Origin of the sequence: Streptomyces sp. NBC_00659, from assembly GCF_036226925.1 — a bacterium.
Taxonomy (GTDB): Bacteria; Actinomycetota; Actinomycetes; order Streptomycetales; family Streptomycetaceae; genus Streptomyces.
This window is the reverse complement of the sequence record NZ_CP109031.1, coordinates 8,066,109-8,084,380: the sequence shown is the minus strand read 5'-3', so window position 1 is coordinate 8,084,380 and position 18,272 is coordinate 8,066,109. Positions and strand designations below refer to the sequence as shown.

The 18,272-nt window shown below is 71.3% G+C and carries 13 protein-coding genes and 2 pseudogenes; 8 read left to right on the top strand and 7 right to left on the bottom strand.

Annotated elements, in window-relative coordinates; genetic code table 11:
* Positions 1–90 precede the first annotated feature (90 nt).
* Both OG410_RS35310 and OG410_RS35305 read left to right on the top strand, forming a co-directional pair.
* The gene (locus tag OG410_RS35310) at positions 91–957 is read left to right on the top strand and encodes an SCO6745 family protein (RefSeq protein ID WP_329302856.1); all 867 of its coding nucleotides are present in this window, start codon (positions 91–93) and stop codon (positions 955–957) included.
* Positions 958–1,100: 143 nt separating this feature from the next.
* Complete coding sequence (locus OG410_RS35305) at positions 1,101–3,509, top strand: Tex family protein (protein WP_329302855.1); 2,409 nt, start codon at positions 1,101–1,103, stop codon at positions 3,507–3,509.
* A 165-nt stretch (positions 3,510–3,674) separates the two neighbouring features.
* On the opposite strand, the gene OG410_RS35300 is transcribed toward OG410_RS35305, so the two are convergent.
* A complete protein-coding gene (locus OG410_RS35300; RefSeq protein WP_328672742.1) occupies positions 3,675–5,315 on the bottom strand; it encodes an ABC-F family ATP-binding cassette domain-containing protein in 1,641 nt (546 codons plus the stop codon).
* 138 nt (positions 5,316–5,453) lie between these two features.
* Positions 5,454–6,029, bottom strand: a pseudogene (locus OG410_RS35295) (oxidoreductase); the annotation flags it as partial.
* Between OG410_RS35295 and OG410_RS35290 the strand changes: the two are divergent.
* The gene (locus OG410_RS35290) at positions 6,006–6,968 is read left to right on the top strand and encodes an FAD-dependent oxidoreductase (RefSeq protein ID WP_329302854.1); all 963 of its coding nucleotides are present in this window, start codon (positions 6,006–6,008) and stop codon (positions 6,966–6,968) included. The pseudogene OG410_RS35295 and the gene OG410_RS35290 sit on opposite strands and share 24 nt — an antisense overlap.
* 106 nt (positions 6,969–7,074) lie before the next feature.
* On the opposite strand, the gene OG410_RS35285 is transcribed toward OG410_RS35290, so the two are convergent.
* Complete coding sequence (locus OG410_RS35285; protein ID WP_329302852.1) at positions 7,075–9,066, bottom strand: Xaa-Pro dipeptidyl-peptidase; 1,992 nt, start codon at positions 9,064–9,066, stop codon at positions 7,075–7,077.
* Positions 9,067–9,249: 183 nt separating this feature from the next.
* On the opposite strand from OG410_RS35285, the gene OG410_RS35280 reads away from it, so the two are divergent.
* Positions 9,250–10,749, top strand: a complete 1,500-nt coding sequence (locus OG410_RS35280) for a M1 family metallopeptidase (protein ID WP_329302850.1) — start codon at positions 9,250–9,252, stop codon at positions 10,747–10,749.
* Between the two features lie 149 nt (positions 10,750–10,898).
* On the opposite strand, the gene OG410_RS35275 is transcribed toward OG410_RS35280, so the two are convergent.
* From OG410_RS35275 to OG410_RS35265, 3 genes are all read right to left on the bottom strand, one after another.
* Positions 10,899–11,843 (bottom strand): adenosine kinase, encoded by a 945-nt coding sequence (locus OG410_RS35275; RefSeq protein WP_329302849.1) that lies wholly within the window; start codon positions 11,841–11,843, stop codon positions 10,899–10,901.
* A 152-nt stretch (positions 11,844–11,995) separates the two neighbouring features.
* The gene (locus tag OG410_RS35270) at positions 11,996–12,475 is read right to left on the bottom strand and encodes a macro domain-containing protein (RefSeq protein ID WP_328445843.1); all 480 of its coding nucleotides are present in this window, start codon (positions 12,473–12,475) and stop codon (positions 11,996–11,998) included.
* Positions 12,476–12,634: 159 nt separating this feature from the next.
* The gene (locus tag OG410_RS35265; RefSeq protein WP_329302846.1) at positions 12,635–13,858 is read right to left on the bottom strand and encodes an RNA-guided endonuclease InsQ/TnpB family protein; all 1,224 of its coding nucleotides are present in this window, start codon (positions 13,856–13,858) and stop codon (positions 12,635–12,637) included.
* A 68-nt stretch (positions 13,859–13,926) separates the two neighbouring features.
* Between OG410_RS35265 and OG410_RS35260 the strand changes: the two are divergent.
* Positions 13,927–14,220, top strand: a pseudogene (locus OG410_RS35260) (MFS transporter); the annotation flags it as partial.
* A gap of 230 nt (positions 14,221–14,450) precedes the next feature.
* On the top strand, positions 14,451–15,149 hold the full coding sequence (locus tag OG410_RS35255) for a MerR family transcriptional regulator (RefSeq protein WP_329302844.1): 699 nt from the start codon (positions 14,451–14,453) through the stop codon (positions 15,147–15,149).
* A gap of 63 nt (positions 15,150–15,212) precedes the next feature.
* On the opposite strand, the gene OG410_RS35250 is transcribed toward OG410_RS35255, so the two are convergent.
* Complete coding sequence (locus OG410_RS35250; protein WP_329302842.1) at positions 15,213–15,938, bottom strand: SDR family NAD(P)-dependent oxidoreductase; 726 nt, start codon at positions 15,936–15,938, stop codon at positions 15,213–15,215.
* 142 nt (positions 15,939–16,080) lie between these two features.
* Here OG410_RS35250 and OG410_RS35245 point away from each other — a divergent pair, with 142 nt between their 5' ends.
* The gene (locus OG410_RS35245) at positions 16,081–17,109 is read left to right on the top strand and encodes an ABC transporter permease (protein ID WP_329302840.1); all 1,029 of its coding nucleotides are present in this window, start codon (positions 16,081–16,083) and stop codon (positions 17,107–17,109) included.
* 94 nt (positions 17,110–17,203) lie between these two features.
* Positions 17,204–18,271 (top strand): sugar ABC transporter substrate-binding protein, encoded by a 1,068-nt coding sequence (locus OG410_RS35240; RefSeq protein ID WP_329302838.1) that lies wholly within the window; start codon positions 17,204–17,206, stop codon positions 18,269–18,271.
* Position 18,272: the final 1 nt, after the last annotated feature.

Below are 18,272 nucleotides of genomic sequence, written 5' to 3'. Positions count from 1 at the left end.
CTCATGGCCGCAATGACGAAGATCCCACCTTTCCTGCCATGGCGGGGCCGGGAGTTCCCGACATACCAACCAGTCGGTAATCTGCACGGCATGACCCCTCCACTGCCGGAGCGCGCCGGCCGGCGCTGCCACAACGTCCTCAACCCGCTGCACTCGACGCACTACTTCTCGCCCGATCTGGGCCGTGAGCTGGCCGCGGTCGGCATCGAGAACGAGCGGACCGCGTACTTCGCGGTGCGGGCCGCCGCGATGGGCGCGGTCGGCGCGGGCACGGTGACGGCCACGTTCTTCAACTTCCGGCACGAACTCGTCGCCGGACATGTGCCCGCGGTGTGGCGGGCCGCCTCACCGGAGACGGTGCTCGCGGCACGTCTGCGCGCCGTGGACGCGACGCTCAGGCGGTTGCTCGGCGAGGACGTCGTCGCGTCCGAGGAGGTGGCCGAGGCGGCGAAGCTCGCCCTGCGCGCGGCCGAGGCCTGCACCCGCGCCTTCCGCCCGCTGTACGCCGCTCACGCGGACCTGCCCGTGCCCGAGGCGCCGCACCTGGCGCTCTGGCACGCGGCCACCCTGCTGCGCGAGCACCGGGGCGACGGTCACCTCGCGGCGCTGCTCGACGCCGAGCTCGACCCGGTGGAGGCCCTGGTGAGCCACACCGCGACCGGCAAGGGCATGGCGCCCCGGTGGGTGCTGGGCACACGCGGCTGGTCCCGGCAGGACTGGGAGGCGGCGTCCGGGCGGCTGCGCGAGCGCGGGCTGCTCGACGCGGACGGCGAGCTGACGCCGGCCGGTGCGGAGCTGCGCCGGGACATCGAGGCCAGGACGGACCGCCTCGACCGGGCTCCCTACGAGCACCTGGGCGCCGCCGGGGTCGAACGGCTCACCGAGATCGCGAAGGGCCTGCTGATGACCGCCTTCGCCGCCGGCGCGTTCCCGGAGGGAATGACCGGCAAGGGCTGAGGGGCCGGGCCGGAGCGGTGTGCCGCGTCCGGACCGGGTCCTGGCGCGGCGCGCGGTCCCCCGAGTGCCGCCCTGAGCCCCCGATGTCGGTGTCACCTGCCACAATTGCCGCGCAACCTCAGTGGAGAAGGCGGTACGGGATCGTGACGACACCCCTCGTAGGGTCCATCGAAGGCAGGATCGCCGAAGAACTCGGCGTACGGGAGCGGCAGGTCAAGGCCGCCGTCGACTTGCTCGACGGCGGTTCGACGGTGCCCTTCATCGCCCGCTACCGCAAGGAAGCGACCGAGATGCTCGACGATGCGCAGCTGCGCACCCTCGAGGAGCGGCTGCGCTATCTGCGGGAGCTGGAGGACCGGCGGGCCGCGATCCTCGACTCGGTACGCGAGCAGGGCAAGCTCAGTACCGAGCTGGAGGCGCAGATCAGGGCCGCCGAGACCAAGGCGCGTCTCGAGGACATCTATCTGCCGTTCAAGCCCAAGCGGCGCACCAAGGCGCAGATCGCGCGCGAGGCGGGTCTCGAACCGCTGGCCGAGGGCCTGCTCGGCGACCCGTCGGTCGACCCGTTCGCCGCGGCGGCGGCCTTCGTCGACGCCGACAAGGGCGTCGCCGACCCGCAGGCCGCCCTGGACGGCGCCCGGTCGATCCTCACCGAGCGGTTCTCCGAGGACGCCGACCTGATCGGCGAGCTGCGCGAGCGCATGTGGGTGCGCGGACGGCTCGCCGCCAAGGTGCGCGAGGGCAAGGAGGAGGCGGGCGCCAAGTTCGCCGACTACTTCGACTTCGCCGAGCCCTTCAAGGCGCTGCCCTCGCACCGGATCCTCGCCATGCTGCGCGGCGAGAAGGAGGACGTCCTCGATCTCGTCCTGGAGCCGGAGGAGCCCGCCGAGGGGCCTTCCTCGTACGAGGGGATCGTCGCCCACCGCTTCGGGATCGCCGACCGCGGCCGTCCCGGCGACAAGTGGCTGACGGACACCGCCCGCTGGGCCTGGCGCACGCGCATCCTCGTGCACCTCGGCATCGACATGCGCCTGCGGCTGCGCACCGCCGCCGAGGACGAGGCGGTGAACGTCTTCGCGGCGAACCTGCGGGACCTGCTGCTCGCCGCCCCGGCGGGCACGCGCGCGACGCTGGGCCTGGACCCGGGTTTCCGTACGGGCGTGAAGGTCGCCGTCGTCGACGCGACCGGCAAGGTCGTCGCCACGGACGTGATCTACCCGCACGTCCCGGCCAACAAGTGGGACGAGGCCATCGCCAAGCTCGCCCGGCTCTCCAAAGAGCACGCGGTCGACCTGATCGCGATCGGCAACGGCACGGCCTCCCGCGAGACCGACAAACTCGCCGGTGAGCTGATCACGAAGCACCCGGAGCTGAAGCTCACCAAGGTCATGGTGTCCGAGGCGGGCGCGTCGGTGTACTCTGCGTCCGCGTTCGCCTCGCAGGAGCTGCCCGACATGGACGTGTCGCTGCGCGGCGCCGTCTCCATCGCGCGCCGGCTCCAGGACCCGCTGGCCGAGCTGGTGAAGATCGACCCGAAGTCGATCGGTGTCGGGCAGTACCAGCACGACCTGTCCGAGGTGAAGCTGTCCCGCTCGCTGGACGCGGTGGTCGAGGACTGTGTGAACGGCGTGGGCGTGGACGTGAACACCGCTTCCGCCCCGCTGCTGGCCCGGGTCTCCGGCATCACCTCCGGCCTCGCGGAGAACATCGTGGCGCACCGCGACGCCAACGGACCCTTCACCTCGCGTACGGCCCTCAAGGGCGTGGCCAGGCTCGGTCCCAAGGCCTACGAGCAGTGCGCGGGCTTCCTGCGGATCCGGGGCGGGAGCGACCCGCTGGACGCGTCCAGCGTGCACCCCGAGGCGTACCCCGTGGTGCGGCGGATGGTGAAGACGGTGGGCAGTGAGGTCGCGTCCCTGGTCGGCAACACGGGTGTGCTGCGCTCGCTGAAGCCGGCCGACTTCGTCGACGAGAAGTTCGGTCTGCCGACCGTCACGGACATCCTGAAGGAGCTGGAGAAGCCGGGACGCGACCCGCGGCCCGCCTTCAAGACGGCCACCTTCAAGGACGGTGTGGAGAAGATCTCCGACCTGTCCTCCGGGATGGTCCTGGAGGGGGTCGTCACGAACGTCGCGGCCTTCGGGGCGTTCATCGACATCGGCGTCCACCAGGACGGCCTGGCGCACGTCTCCGCGCTGTCGAAGACGTTCGTGAAGGACCCGCGGGACGTCGTGAAGCCCGGCGACATCGTCAAGGTGAAGGTCCTGGACATCGACATCCCGCGCAAGCGGATCTCGCTGACGCTCCGGCTGGACGACGAGGCGGCGGCTCCGGAGGCCGAGGGCGGCGGCGGCCGGTCCCAGCGGGGCGGACGGCCGCCCCAGCAGCGCGGCCAGCAGCCGCGTGGTCAGCAGCAGCGCCAGGGCCGCGGCGGCGGTGCGGCGGGCGGTGCCGGGGGTGGCTCCCGGCAGGCTCCTCCGCCGGCGAACAGCGCCATGGCCGACGCCCTGCGGCGTGCGGGCCTGACCGGCCCCGAGCGGGGACGGAGCTGACACACGGAAAGGGGGCGGCCACCGTTCGGTGGCCGCCCCCCTTTCCGTTTTCCGGCCCGAGGGCTCAGCTTCCCTTGCGGCCCGAGGGCTCGGCTCCGCTTCCGGCCGGAGGTCTCGGCTCAGCTTCCAGCTCGAAGGCTCAGTGTCCGCTTCCGGCCCGGGGGCTCAGTGTTCCGTCACCTTGCCGTCCGCCACCTCCAGGCGGCGGGTCGTACGGACCGCGTCGAGCATGCGGCGGTCGTGGGTGACCAGCAGGAGCGTGCCCTCGTAGGAGTCCAGGGCCGATTCCAGCTGCTCGATGGCCGGCAGGTCGAGGTGGTTCGTCGGCTCGTCCAGGACGAGCAGGTTGACGCCCCGGCCCTGGAGGAGTGCCAGCGCCGAGCGCGTGCGTTCACCCGGGGACAGCGTGGCCGCCGGGCGCAGGACGTGGTCCGCCTTCAGGCCGAACTTGGCCAGCAGGGTGCGGACTTCGGCGGGCTCCGTGTCGGGGACCGCCGCGCCGAACGCGTCCATCAGTGACTCGGGACCGTGGAAGAGCTTGCGGGCCTGGTCCACCTCGCCGACGACCACACCGGAGCCGAGCGTGGCGTGGCCGGCGGACAGCGGCACCCGGCCGAGCAGCGCGCCCAGCAGGGTGGACTTGCCGGCGCCGTTCGCGCCGGTGACGGCCACCCGGTCCGCCCAGTCGATCTGGAGGGTCGCCGGACCGAAGGTGAAGTCCCCGCGCCGCACCTCGGCGTCGCGCAGGGTGGCGACCACCGCACCCGATCGCGGGGCCGCCGCGATCTCCATCCGCAGCTCCCACTCCTTGCGGGGCTCCTCGACGACGTCCAGCCGCTCGATCATGCGCTGGGTCTGCCGGGCCTTCGCGGCCTGCTTCTCGCTGGCCTCGCTGCGGAACTTGCGGCCGATCTTGTCGTTGTCGTTGTTCGCCTTGCGCCGCGCGTTCTTGACGCCCTTGTCCATCCAGCCGCGCTGCATCTGGGCCCGGCCTTCGAGGGCGGAGCGCTTGTCGGCGTACTCCTCGAAGTCGTCGCGGGCGTGCCGGCGGGCGGTGTCGCGCTCTTCGAGATACGCCTCGTAGCCACCGCCGTACAGCGTGATCTGCTGCTGAACCAGGTCGAGTTCGAGGACCTTGGTGACCGTGCGGGTGAGGAACTCGCGGTCGTGGCTGACGACGACGGTCCCGGCGCGCAGGCCGGAGACGAAGCGCTCCAGGCGCTCCAGACCGTCCAGGTCGAGGTCGTTGGTGGGCTCGTCGAGGAGGAAGACGTCGTAGCGGGAGAGCAGCAGGGAGGCGAGTCCGGCCCGGGCCGCCTGGCCTCCGGACAGGGACGTCATCAGCTGGTCGAGACCGACGCCGAGCCCCAGCGAGTCGGCGACCTCCTCGGCACGTTCGTCCAGGTCGGCGCCGCCGAGATCGAGCCAGCGCTCCAGACTCGTCGAGTACGCGTCGTCCGCGCCGGGCGCCCCGTCGACGAGCGCCTGTGTCGCCGCGTCCATCACCCGCTGGGCCTCGTCGACACCCGTCCGGCGCGCGAGGAAGTCCCGTACGGTCTCACCCTCCCGGCGCTCCGGCTCCTGGGGCAGGTGCCCGACGGTCGCGGAGGGCGGGGAGAGCCGCAGCTCACCCTGCTCCGGGGTGAGGAGGCCGGCGAGCAGCCGCAGCAGCGTGGACTTGCCCGCGCCGTTGGCACCGACGAGTCCGATCACGTCGCCGGGCGCGACGACGAGGTCGAGTCCGGCGAAGAGCGCGCGGTCGCCGTGTCCGGCGGTGAGATTCTTGGCGACGAGAGTGGCAGTCATCAGGGAGCCGATTTTAACGGCCCGCCGCGGCCCCCCTCACCGTCGATCTCCACGGCCCCCGGCTCCCCCGGGCGCCACCGGTCACCGTCCGGCCCGGTCGGGGGCCGCAGACGGGCCACAGGTTCCGCCGGCACGCTCCAGAACGCGGCGGCGGGAACCCGGGCCACCGTCGAGCAGGGAGTTCAGCGTGGCGCGATACCCGGGACCGTGGAAGCGGAACGGCCCCATGCCGTGGTAGCCGTTGCGTTCCAGATCGGCCCGGGCGCCGGTCTGCCAGGCGAAGTCCCGCCAGACGTAGTCGTCGCCGTCCTTCTCGATGACCGCGGTGACGGCACCGCATTCGACGGTCTCGCACTCGGGACAGCCGTAGATGACGTACCTGCCCCCGTCGAGCGGGGCGCCCGCCTCCAGGAGCAGGTTGCGCACCTGCGCGGTGAAGATCGCGGGCGGTACGTCGGAGGCGAGCGGGGAGACCGCGTCGAGGCCGGAGAGCCGGCACAGCAGCGGGAGTCCGTCGACGATGAAATCGACGAGGTCCCGGCGTACTCGGTGGTCACCGCCCGTGACGACTCCACCGGCACGCATCGCCGGGGCCAGGCCGAAGGTGGCGTACTCGGAGGACATACGGCGAGTATCCCCTTGCGGAGAGTGACGTGACCACTGCATGGCATGCTCCGCTAACGTCCCGGCATGGAGAAGCCCGGGAACGGTGATGTGATCGTGGTCGGCGGCGGCGTCGTCGGCCTGACGACGGCCCTGGTGCTGGCCGAGGCCGGCAGGCGGGTCCGGGTGTGGGCACGGGAGCCCGCCGAGCGGACCACCTCGGCTGTTGCGGGGGCCCTGTGGTGGCCGTACCGCATCGCGCCGGAGGCGCTCGCCCGCACGTGGGCCCTCGTGTCCCTCTCCGTGTACGAGGAGTTGGCCGCGCGGCCCGAGGAGAGTGGCGTACGCCTGGTCGAGGGGGTCATGGGCGAGACGCGGCTGGACGAGCTGGGGTCGTGGGCGGCCCGGGTACCCGGACTGCGCGCGGCGACGGCCGAGGAGTATCCGGGCACCGCGCTGCGGGCGCGGCTGCCGTTGATCGACATGCCCGTGCATCTGCGCCATCTGCGGGAGCGGTTCCTGCGGGCGGGCGGGACGGTCGAGGAACGGACGGTGACGGACCTCGCGGAGCCGGACGCGCCGGTCGTCGTGAACTGCGCGGGCCTCGGCGCTCGCGAACTCGTACCCGACCCGGCCGTACGGCCCGTGCGCGGGCAGCTCGTGATCGTCGAGAATCCCGGGATCCGTGAGTGGCTCGTCTCGACGGACCCTGCGGCCGGGACGACGACGTACGTCTTTCCGCAGCCGGACCGGGTGATCCTCGGCGGCACCACGGACGAGGACGACTGGTCCCGGGTTCCCGACCCGGAGGTGGCGGCGCGGATCGTCGAGCGGTGCGCGGCACTGCGTCCCGAGGTCGCCGGAGCCCGTGTTCTCGGTCACCGGGTGGGGCTGCGGCCGGTGCGCGGAACCGTCCGGCTGGAACGCGAGGTCCGGCCTGACGGACGGGTGCTGGTGCACAACTACGGGCACGGGGGCGCCGGGGTCACCGTGGCGTGGGGGTGCGCGCGAGAGGCGGCCGGACTCGTCGGTCCGACCGCCTCCGTGTGAACTCCGTCCGCGGCGGGCCGGAGGGTCGGCGGGCCCAAGGGTCGTCGGACCGGCCGATCGGCGGGCCCGAGGACCAGAAGGTCAGGGGGTCAGGGGTATATGGGGGTCAGGGGTAAATGGGGGTCAGGGGTAAATGGGGTACGGGGTCAGTGTTCCTCCCCTGGGACGCGGTGCGCGGCGCGCGTACGCCGTCGAGGACGGACGCGGCCGGTGTCGCCGCGGAGCCCGCCGTCGCGCGCTCGAACGCGTCCGCGCCGCCCACCAGGGGCACGCGGGCCGAGGTGCGGGCCAGGTCGAGAGTGAGGGTCGGTGTACCGGTGGGAGGGTCGATGAGGTCCTTGTCGGTGCCCGCGACGATCAGCGCGAGCCGGTGCCCCTTCGGGACCACGTGGTCCGTGGCCGCCAGGTCCAGCGTGATGGTGTACGCCTTCCCCGGGGTGAGCGGAACGCCTCGGTCCGAGGCGTAGTTGCCGAGGTCGGCCCAGCCGCGGCTGAGGACCGTCTGCTCGACGTCGGTCCTGGCCGCCTCGGTCACCTTGTAGCAGGAGCTGTCGCCGACCGTGCTCGCGCCCCAGCAGGTGCGGTCGGTGAGGGTGTTGACGCCCTCGCCCGAGCCTGTGTAGTCGCGGACGGTGTCCGGGCCGAGGTCGACGAGGACCGCCGAGAGGTGGGCCGTCGAGGTGGTGGGTGTGGCGGTGACGGTCACCTTGGAGGAGCCGGAGAGCCGTAGGTCCCGGGTGAGCGGCCGGGTGGTGAAGCCGGCCTTGTCGGCGGTCGGCCGGTCGATGTGCGCGGCCCAGTCGGTCTCGCTCTGCCCCGGGTCGTCGGTGAAGGTCTCGGTGCCGGATGCGCGGCGGAGCCCGAGGGTGCCGACACCCGGCTGCGCGCCCGTACCCGGTCGCAGGGTCGTGGCACCCGTGGTGCGGGGCGGCCAGACGGCGGAGGTGGCCCACTGGTCGGGGTGGCGTTCGATGTCGGCCATGGGCTCGCGGTCGATGCCGTTGTCGTAGCCGAGGAGTTCATGGTCGAACCAGCGGTGCAGGGTGTCGACCCAGGCGGAGCGGCGGAAGTCGAAGGGGTCGACATGGCCGGTCTGGGAGAGCCAGATCTTGCGCTCGACCCCGTTCCTGGCGAGGGCGTCCCACCACTGGCCGAAGTTCTTGGTACGGACGTTGAGGTCCTGCATACCGTGCACGAGGAAGACGCTGGCCCTCACCTTCGAGGCGTCCTTGACGTAGTCGCGCTCGGTCCACAGCGATGTCCAGTCGCCGGTGCGCGGCGCCTCGTCGACCAGCTTCCGCTGCACGGCCGCGCACTTGGCGCGGGCGTCGGGACTGTCGACGTAGCCGGACAGCCAGTCCGGGCCGGAGTCGTAGAGCGGGGCGCCCTTGGCGAAGTAGTAGTCGTACCAGGAGGAGATGGCGCTGATCGGCACGATGGTCTTCAGGCCCTTGACGCCGGTGGCGGCGACGCCGTTGGCGATGGTGCCGTCCCAGCTCTTGCCGATCATCCCGGTCCTGCCGTTGGTCCAGCCGGCTCCGGCCGTGGCGGTGCCGGTGCGCGTGGTGTAGCCCTTGGCCCGGCCGTTCAGCCAGTCGACGACCGCCTTGGCGGACAGGATGTCGGAGCGGCCGCCCACGTCGACGCAGCCGTCGGAGCGGTTGGTGCCGGCGAGGTCGACACCGACGAAGGCGTAGCCGCGCGGCACGAAGTAGTTGTCGTAGAACAGTGGCATCTGCACGACGTGACCGTTCGCGTCGTACGTCTTCTTCTGGCTCTCGTTGCCGCGCCCGCAGCAGGAGTAGTACGGGCTGGCGTCCATGATGACGGGGATCTTGCGTCCCTGGCGGGCGAGTTCGCGGGGCCGGACGATGTCGACGGCGACGCGGTCGTGCCGTCCGTCGCCGTCGCCGTCGAGGCCGGTGTCGACCCAGACGGACTCACGGATCGCGTTCTCGTACGAGTAGACCGGGGCGCTCTCTCTCGGGGCGCCGTGTGCGGCGACCGGGACGAGTAAGGCGGCCATCAGGGCGGCGACGGCCGCCGTCGCGAGCGTTCTCCAGGTCATGAAGCGCATGCGGCTCACTGGTATCGGCATGCGCGGAACGTACCCCGGGTCGACTCCTGTGCGACAGAGGGTCGGTGACAGGCCATCGGGGCCGGATGGCTCATGTCGGCCGAATGGCGATCGTGTGACAGGGGTGGCCGTGGACATGACCGGGGCCCCAGGGACTGAATAGGCTCCGGACCGACTTCACGCCCCCACGACTTGGAGCTCGACGTGCACCGCAGACTCATCGCCCCGGGCGCCCTCGCCGCCTCCCTGCTGCTGGCGATCCCGGCATCGGCGGCAAGTTACACACCGGGAACGCCGGGCATCGGCGACGCCTACTACCCGGCCTACGGCAACGGCGGATACGACGTCTCGCACTACGACCTGAGGCTCACGTACCAGCCGGGGACGGACGAACTGGAGGGCACGGCCACCCTCCTGGCGACCACCACGCAGGACCTGTCCCGGTTCGATCTGGACTTTCTGCTGGATGTCAGCGAGGTCCGGGTCAACGGCGTGAAGGCGTCGTTCGCGGCCTCCGGTGAGCACGAGCTGCAGATCACCCCGGCGAAGCCGCTCGCCAAGGGCACATCCGTCACGGTCGTCGTCCGCTACAGCGGAGTGCCGTCCACGAAGAGCGCGTACGGCTTCTCGACCTGGCACCGCACCCCGGACGGGGCGGTCGCGGCGGACGAGCCCGAGTCGGCCTGGTGGTGGTACCCGAGCAACGACCACCCGCTCGACAAGGCGACCTACGACGTGTCGGTGGCCGTGCCGGACGGCACCCAGGCCATCTCCAACGGCACGCTCCAGTCGACGAGTTCGCGGCTCGGCTGGACCCGCTACAACTGGCGGTCCAACAAGCCGCAGGCCACGTATCTGACCACGCTCGCGGTCGGGAAGTTCGACATCACGACCGGCACCTCCGAGGGCGGCGTCCCGGTGGTCAACGCCTACAGCAAGGATCTCGGCGACAACGACGGGTCCGCGCGCGCCAGTGTCGAGCGCACGGGCGAGCTGGTCGACTGGCTGAGCGGCTACTTCGGGCCGTATCCCTTCAGCAGCGCCGGCGGCTACGTCCCCAACACCACCACCGGATACGCGCTGGAGACCCAGACCCGCGTGTTCTACAGCCCCCGGCAGTTCGCGAACGGCTCCAACACCTCTGTGGTCGTGCACGAGTTGGCGCACCAGTGGTACGGCGACGACGTGTCGCTGAAGGGCTGGAAGGACATCTGGATCAACGAGGGTTTCGCGCGCTACGCGCAGTGGCTGTGGTCGGAGCACGAGGGCGAGGGCACCACACAGGAGCTCGCGGACTACGTGTACGCCTCGCATCCGGCGGACGACGCCTTCTGGTCGGTCGCTCCCGGCGACCCGGGGCCCGACAACCAGTTCGACATCGCGGTCTACGACCGGGGCGCGCTGGCGGTGCAGGCGCTGCGCAACGAGGTCGGGGACGACGCCTTCTTCGCCATCCTGAAGGGCTGGCCGAAGGAACACGCGTACGGGAACGCGTCGGTCGCCGACTTCCAGAAGTACGCGGAGCAGGTGTCCGGCACGTCACTCGCGGCGCTCTTCGACACCTGGCTGTTCCAGTCGTCGAAGCCGGCGGCGCCCGCGGCGCGGAGCGCGGGCGTGGCCTCGGCCGCCGCGGCGAAGGGCGCCGTCGTCCCGCCGAAGTCGTGGAAGAAGATCGCCGCGACGGACACGGTGCACTCGGGCTGAGGCACGCTCCCACAGGCTGCGGCACGGGTCCGCGTCCCGCCGAATCGGGGGCGCGGACCTGTCGCACGTCCACAGCGCTCGGCCAAGGGCCGCGGCCGCGCCGGAGAACGTCATCGGCGGCCCTACCGTCGCCGGCATCGGGTTGTCCGTCAGGGGCGCGCGGGTTCGGCCTCGGGTTCGGCCTCCCGGCGGTCGAACTCCGCGACCTGGTCGAGGAGTTCCGCGCGGCTGATGGCGTCGGCCCGGGTCGCGGGCACCGTGCAGGCGTAGGCGCCGGCCAGCGCGCCGTACAGGGCGCAGCGCCCGAGAGGTTCGCCGGACAGACGGCCGTAGAGGAAGCCCGCGGCGAAGGAGTCCCCGGCGCCGTTCGAGTCGACGACCGGTGTGCGGGGCGGGATCGCGGGGATGTGCGTCACCTCGTCGTCGACCAGCATGTACGCGCCCTCGGCACCGGCGGTGGCGACGACCACCTCGGCCCGGCCCCGCTCCACGATCTTCCGCATGGTGGTCTCGGGGTCGGCGAGGGCGGTCGTGGAGACGAACACGATGTCGGCGGCGTAGGCGAAGGCCTCGTGGTACGGGTTCTCGCCGTCCCAGTTGTGCAGGTCGGTCGAGACGGTCACCCCGGTTTCCCGCAGGACCGGCAGGGCGAAGGCGCAGGGGTAGGTGATGGAGACATGGGCGTGCCGGCTCGCCGCGGCCAGGTCCCGTACCGTCTTCTCGGGCAGCCTGTCCGCCTCGCTCGACCGGCTGTCGTCGTACAGGGACAGCCTGCGCCCGTCGGGGCCGACGAGATTGACCGCGCGTTTGGTGCCCGCGGGCTGGGCGATCTCGGTGAGCGCGATGCCCCGGTCCCGGTGCAGTGCTCGCACGAGGTCGCCCTCGGGGTCGTCGCCGAGCAGGTCGAGGTGGTGCGTGCGCAGGCCGAGGGCGTGCAGGCCCAGTGCGACGAAGTCGCCGGTCTGCCCGGCGCGGGTCTCGATGCCTGGACGGATCATGTAGCTGTCGGCGTAGGGCAACGGCAGTTCGGGGACGTGGACGATGGTGTCCACACCCGCACCGCCCAGGACGAGGACGTCGGTCTCGCGGCTCATGGCTCTCCCTCTCGGACGCGAGCAGCAAGTCAACCAGGCCCCCGACGATCACCGCAAGAAATTGCAGAAACTTCCGCAACCCGCTTTCACGAGCCCCGCCGGGCTCGGGACCGGGATCTGTCCCCCGTCGCCCGCCCGCATCCCGGCGCCGGTCAGCCACCGTGGTCGTACACAGTCACCGCCAGGCCGCGACGCACGAGCCGTTCGGTGACCAGCGGTTCCACACGCGCCCACCGGCCGCCGGCCAGGCCGCACCCGATACGCGGCATGTGCACGGAGGCCCCGAGCTCGACCGCCTTGTCGGCCAGCAGTCCGAGCGAGGCGTCGATGGCCTCGTAGCGCACGGGCACGCCCTTGCTGCCGGTGCGTATCCCCCGCTGGCCCACCAGGTTCGCCACCCACACGTACGGCTCGACCTGGACGAACTGGGCCGCGCCCAGGCCGAAGTCGTTGCCCGCGCGGTCGCGGTGCCAGGCGCGGTACGCGGCCTCGGGTTCCGGCCAGCGGCGGGAGAGCGCCAGCACGAAGCCCTTCCCCCAGCCCCCTATGTCGTTGCAGACGTGGGCGATCAGCTTGACGCCCTTGACCGACGGAACGGTGGCATCACCCCGGACGTACATGATCTCCGACATGACATCACCGTAGAGGCCGCCACTGACAGTGGTGATCAGCGCAGTACGGCCGCCAGCAGGTCGGTGCCCAGCGCTGTCAGATCGGACAGGTTCAGGGTTTGACTTGCTCTCCCTCCTGAAGGAGGGAGATTCTGGTCTGCTCGCTCGGCCTCTGTGCCGCTATGCGGCACGGGTGTCGGGCGGGCTTCCGTGGCTTCCTGTTTCTTCGCGCTGTGCCGGGACGAGTCCTGGTCCTACCGGCGCTCCGCAGGCTGTCACCGCCAGTCCGGCGGCCGTTCTGATGTTGATCGCGGCGTTGTGGTCCCGGTCGTGGAGGGTGCCGCAGGCGATGCAGGTCCATTCCCGGATGTGCAGGGGTTTGAGGCCGTCCTTGACACCGCAGGTGGAGCAGGTCTGTGAGGTCGGCTCGAACCTGCCGATCTTGACCAGGGTGCGCCCGTACCGGGCGGCCTTGTACTCCAGCATGTGCACGAACCGTGCCCAGCCCGCGTCGTGCACGCTCTTGGCCGGCCTCGTGCGCGCCAGTCCTTTGACCGCCAGGTCCTCCACACCGATCGCTTGGTTCTCGCGGATCAGCCTCGTGGAGAGCTGGTGGTGGAACTCGTGGCGGGCGTCGGCCACTTTCGCGTGGGCGCGGGCGACCTTGAGGCGGACCTTCTCCCGGTTCCTGGATCCCTTCTGCTTGCGGGACAGCTCCCGCTGGGTTCGTTTTAGTTTCTTCTCCGCGCGGCGCAGAAACCGCGGCGAATCGATCTTCGTACCGTCGGAGAGGACGGCGAAGGAGGTCAGGCCCAGGTCGATGCCGACCGTCCGGCCGGTGTCGGGCATGCGGGCGGCGTCCGCGGCCGGGTCGGTGTCGATGACGAACGAGGCGAAGTACCGTCCGGCCGCATCCTTGATCACGGTGACCGAGGACGGCCGTGCGGGCAGGGCGCGGGACCACTTCACCTTCACCGCACCGATCTTCGGGAGGTTCAGTTTCCCGGAACCGGTGATCGACCAGCGGGCATTGGCCGTGAACCGGATCGACTGACGGCTGTCCTTGCGGGACTTGAACCGGGGCGCACCGCTCTTCGCCCCCTTGCGCTGACCTTTGAGGGAGGCGAAGAAGTTCCGGTACGCGGATTCCGCGCCGCGCAGGGACTGCTGGAGGACGACCGCAGAGACCTCACCCAGCCAGGACCGCCCCGGTGTCCGCTTGGCCTCGGTGATCAACTTCTGGGACAGTTCAGCGGCCTTCGGGAACGGCCCGCCCGACGCACGGGCGTCCTCGCGGGCGCGCACGGCATCGTTGTACACGACGCGAGCGCACCCGAACGCCCTGGCCAGCGCGATGCGTTGGCCAGGCTCCGGGTACAGCCTGAAGGCGTACCGAAGCTGCATGCGGCGATCGTACGAACGAGCACCACCCACCGCCAGGAGGAACGTATGTACGGCCGGTACCCCCTTGAACCGTGGTCTGCACGATCGGCGAGATCATCTACGCCGGCAGCACCACCGCGCTCGTCACCGGCCTCGCCCCGGCGCGGCTCCTGGGCCGCGCCCTCGCCCGCTTCCAGCTCTCCACGGGCTTCGGCCTCGCCGTCTCCCCGGCGGTCATCACCGCTCTCGCACCCCACGGCCCGGCCGCCCTCTGGGGCACCCTCGCCGCAGCGACGCTCGCCTCCGCCTCCGCCGTCGCCACCGAGAAGGACCGGGGAACGCGGCTCGGCGGTCGCGGCCACTCGGGGCGGGCGGGCTCGTGAGCCAGGTGGGCGCCCCGTCGGCGGCGCCGTCCTGGCACCCGTGGTCACGGCCGCTTCCGGCACGGTCGGCCCGAAGGACCGCGCGGACCTCACGGACCTCGCGGACCGCGACCCGCGTCGCTCCTGGACAGGCGCTTTCACAACACTGGTGGGACAGCAATACTGTTGCACCGCGCCGTCACCCGTCACCACGGGCGCGCGCCGCACGACGCGAGAGGCGAGGACCTGCCATGACGACGGACACCGAGGAGCCGGCGCTCACGGTCGACGAACTGGCCGCGCGGGCGGGCGTGACGGTCCGCACGGTCCGCTTCTACAGCGCCAGGGGCCTGCTGCCGCCGCCCGTGATCGGCCCCCGCCGGGTGGGCCACTACAGCCGGGAGCATCTGGCCCGGCTCGCGCTCATCGAGGAGTTGCAGCACCAGGGCATGACACTGGCCGCGATCGAACGGCATCTGACGCAGTTGCCGCCCGGTCTGAGCGCGCACGACCTCGCCATCCACCGTGCCGTGGTGGCCTCCTGGGCGCCCGACGCGATGGAGGACGTCACCCGGGAGGAACTGGACCGGCGGGCCGGGCGGCCGCTTCGTGACGCGGACCTGGAGCGGCTCGCCGCGATGGGCGTCGTCGAGGGGACGGGGGATCCGGTCCGGCTGGACCCCGGGCTGCTGAAGCTCGGCCTGGAGCTCCTGGACGTACCGATCGCGGACGAGACGATCCTCGCCGCGCGGACCGTCCTGCTGGAGCACTCGCGCGCGGCGGCCCACGCGCTGTCCGGCCTGCTGCGCAACGCCGTGGGCGAACAGGAGTCCGTGGCGGCCGTGAAGTCGCTGTCGGCGCACATGCAGCCGCTGGTGGTGCAGGCACTGCTGACCGCGTTCCAGCGTTCCCTGAAGGACGAGTTGCGGGAATGGCTCAAGGAATCCTGATCCGGGGCCGGCTCTCCCGAGTGGGGCCGGGGCCCGGCCGGGCCCGCCCGACCGTACCGGCGCTCACAAGTAGGCCGATCCGCCTGCCACGTTGAGGGTCTGGCCGGTGAGGAAGCCGCTGCCCTCGTCGACCACGTACAGGAGGGTCGAGACGAGGTCGCACGGCTGCTGGGTGCGCGGGACGGCCTGCTGGACGAGGACACGCTCGAAGCCGCCGTCCGCGCCCACGGTCCGTTCGGCGGTGGCGGTCCGCACCATGCTCGGCGCTATCGCGTTGACGGTGATGTCGTACGGTCCGAGCGCGGACGCCAACGTCCGGGTGAGGCCGATCAGTCCGGCCTTCGAGGAGACGTACGCGACCATCGTGGGCGGTGCCGTGAGCACGGCCGCGGACGTGATGTTCACGATCCGGCCCCAGCCTGCCGCCTTCAGATGCGGCAGTACGGCACGGGCCATCAGGAACGGCGCCTCCAGGTTGACGCGCATGACCCGCCGCCACTCCTCGGGGGTGGTGTCCTCGAAGGCCGACTCCGGGTACACACCGGCGTTGTTGACCAGCACGTGCAGGGTGCCGAACCGGTCGATGACGCGCTCCAGCGCCGACGCGATCTGCGCCTCGTCGGTGACGTCGGCGATCAACTCCACATAGTCCAGTACGCGTTTCGCCGTCTCGGGCTGCGGGATCAGGTCGAGGCCCGCGACCCGGTAGCCGCGCCCGGCGAGCGCGACGGCGAACTCCTGTCCGAGGCCCTGCGCCGCTCCGGTCACCAGGGCGGTACGTGTCTCCATGCGCCGAGTGTGGCCAGCCGTCCGGTGCCCGGCAAGAGCACATTCCACTCGCCGGAACGGCCCTGTTGCCGCGGGCGTTCGCCGGGCCCACGCTGCGGGGCGACCCGCCCAGCGTCAGCCGTACGTACGGGAGCCGTGCCCGATGGCCAAGACCGAGCATGCCGTGGACGACGCCGAGCACGCCCGCGAACAGGACGGCGGGCGAAGGTGGTCGGCCGGGCTGTCGCGTCGGCTGGTGCGCGACGAGCTGGGGGTGCTCGTCGTGCTCGCGCTGCTGGTCGCGGCGATCGGCATCCCCTACCCGGACTTCCTCGCCGCCGACAACCTGCTCACCACCGCGCACAACTGCGTCTACATCTCGCTGATGGCCTGCGGGATGGTCTTCGCGCTGGCCATGCGGGAGGTCGATCTGTCGGTGGGCGGCACCTACGCGTTGTGCCTGGTCGTCGGAGCGCTGCTGGTGCGCGACGGTACGCCGCCCTGGCTGGCGGTCCCCGTGATGCTGGCCGCAGGCGTCGCCCTCGGCGTCTTCAACGCGCTGGTCACCACGCTGCTCGCGCTGCCCTCGTTCATCGTGACGCTCGGCACGCTGATGCTCTACCGCGGTGTCGGACTCGCGCTCGCCGACGGGAAGCAGATCACCGATCTGCCGCTCGGCGACTCCTTCTTCACCCTGGCGGGCGGTGACGCGGCGGGGGTGCCGTTCGCACTGTGGGTCCTGCTCGGCGTGGTCGTCGTCCTGACGGTCGTGCTGACCCGGACGCGTTACGGGGCCCGGGTGCGGGCGATCGGATCCAACCCCGAGGCAGCCGAGTTCAGCGGGATCCCGGTGGTCCGCACCCGGGTGCAGGCGCTCGCCCTGTCAGGACTGACCACGGCCTGCGCGGCGGCACTCGCGCTCGCGTTCTACGGGGCCGGCGACCCGACACTCGGCCAGGGCTACGAACTGCAGGCCATCGCCGCCTGCATCATCGGCGGCACTCCGCTGGCCGGCGGGCGCGGTTCGGTGGTCGGCGCGGTCGCCGGGGCGATGATCCTGGCCGTGGTGGCCTCCGGACTCGTCTTCTTCGAAGTACCCATCAACTGGACGTCGTTCGCGACCGGCGGCGTGATTCTCGTCGCGGTCGCGGCGGACAGCACGCTGCGCAGAACCGGCCGCCGCCGACGCTGAGGTCCCGAGCGGTCCCGAGCGCAGTACCCCCGTACCCGTCCGGAGGTTCCCCTTCCGGACTTCAGAGCCCGTCCGGATCCGCTTGGAGGCCGTGATGCACCCCCGATCGCGTACGTTGCTCGCCGTGCCCGCCGCGCTGGCCCTGCTCGCCGCCGCGGGATGCGGCGCCGGCAGCGGCTCCGACGGCAGCGGCGGCCGCCTCGACATGGGCATCGCCGTGGCCAACATCAGCCTGAACTTCGCCCACGAGATGGTCCTCGGCGCCCAGAGCGCCGCGAGCCACCAAGGCGGCGTGAACTTCAAGGCTGTCGGGCCGCCCAACACGGACGGACCCGCCGAGGTGCAGCTCTTCCAGAACCTGACCGCGCGGGCCAAGGACGGCATCGTCCTGGAGAACCTGGACCCGCCGATCTTCACCCGCCCCGCCGCGCGGGCCGTCGACCAGGGCATCCCGATCGTCGCTCTGGACACCTCGCCGACCGATGGCAGCAAGATCGGCTTCTACGTGGGCAACGACAACTACGCGCTGGGCGAGTTGATGGCGACGGAGGCTCTGAAACGGCTGGGCAAGGATCCCACGGGCCAGATCGTGATCGGCGTGCCCAACCCCGGCACGCCGGTGCTGGACAACCGGGCGAAGGGCATCGCGGACACCTTCAGGAAGCGGGCCCCCGGCGTCGAGATCCTCGGCCCGTTCCAGACGTACAGCGATCCGGGGCAGAACTACAGCGCCTGGTCGGCGCAGGTCAACGCGCACCCGAAGGCGCTCGCCTTCCTCGGTGTCGGCGACGCCGACAGCTACAACCTCGCGAAGATCAAGAAGGCCGGGCACGGCGGCTGGCTCACCGCGGGCTTCGACGTCGACCCGAAGACCCTCGAAGCGGTCAAGGACGGCTCGAACTTCGTCACCATCGACCCCCAGCACTTCCTCAAGGGCTATCTGTCCACGTCGATGCTGATCGAAGCGGTACGCGACCACGACGGCGACCTCCCCGAGGGCTGGTTCCTGTCCCCCGGCGGAGTGGTCGACCGGTCCGACGTGGACGAGATCATCGCGCGCCAGAAGTCCGCGAAGGCCGCCTACGACTGGTACAAGCCGACCATCGACAAACTGCTGGACGATCAGAAGGCCCAGCTGAAACCGCTGAAGGACGCGCGCTGAC

What these genes read in the sequence shown, in the direction of transcription:
- OG410_RS35245 (WP_329302840.1), top strand. Translation starts at nt 16,081, where the DNA reads ATGGCCAAGACCGAGCATGCCGTGGACGACGCCGAGCACGCCCGCGAA.
- OG410_RS35285 (WP_329302852.1), bottom strand. Translation starts at nt 9,066, where the DNA reads ATGCCGATACCAGTGAGCCGCATGCGCTTCATGACCTGGAGAACGCTC.
- OG410_RS35240 (WP_329302838.1), top strand. Translation starts at nt 17,204, where the DNA reads ATGCACCCCCGATCGCGTACGTTGCTCGCCGTGCCCGCCGCGCTGGCC.
- OG410_RS35255 (WP_329302844.1), top strand. Translation starts at nt 14,451, where the DNA reads ATGACGACGGACACCGAGGAGCCGGCGCTCACGGTCGACGAACTGGCC.
- OG410_RS35290 (WP_329302854.1), top strand. Translation starts at nt 6,006, where the DNA reads ATGGAGAAGCCCGGGAACGGTGATGTGATCGTGGTCGGCGGCGGCGTC.
- OG410_RS35310 (WP_329302856.1), top strand. Translation starts at nt 91, where the DNA reads ATGACCCCTCCACTGCCGGAGCGCGCCGGCCGGCGCTGCCACAACGTC.
- OG410_RS35265 (WP_329302846.1), bottom strand. Translation starts at nt 13,858, where the DNA reads ATGCAGCTTCGGTACGCCTTCAGGCTGTACCCGGAGCCTGGCCAACGC.
- OG410_RS35300 (WP_328672742.1), bottom strand. Translation starts at nt 5,315, where the DNA reads ATGACTGCCACTCTCGTCGCCAAGAATCTCACCGCCGGACACGGCGAC.
- OG410_RS35250 (WP_329302842.1), bottom strand. Translation starts at nt 15,938, where the DNA reads ATGGAGACACGTACCGCCCTGGTGACCGGAGCGGCGCAGGGCCTCGGA.
- OG410_RS35275 (WP_329302849.1), bottom strand. Translation starts at nt 11,843, where the DNA reads ATGAGCCGCGAGACCGACGTCCTCGTCCTGGGCGGTGCGGGTGTGGAC.
- OG410_RS35270 (WP_328445843.1), bottom strand. Translation starts at nt 12,475, where the DNA reads ATGTCGGAGATCATGTACGTCCGGGGTGATGCCACCGTTCCGTCGGTC.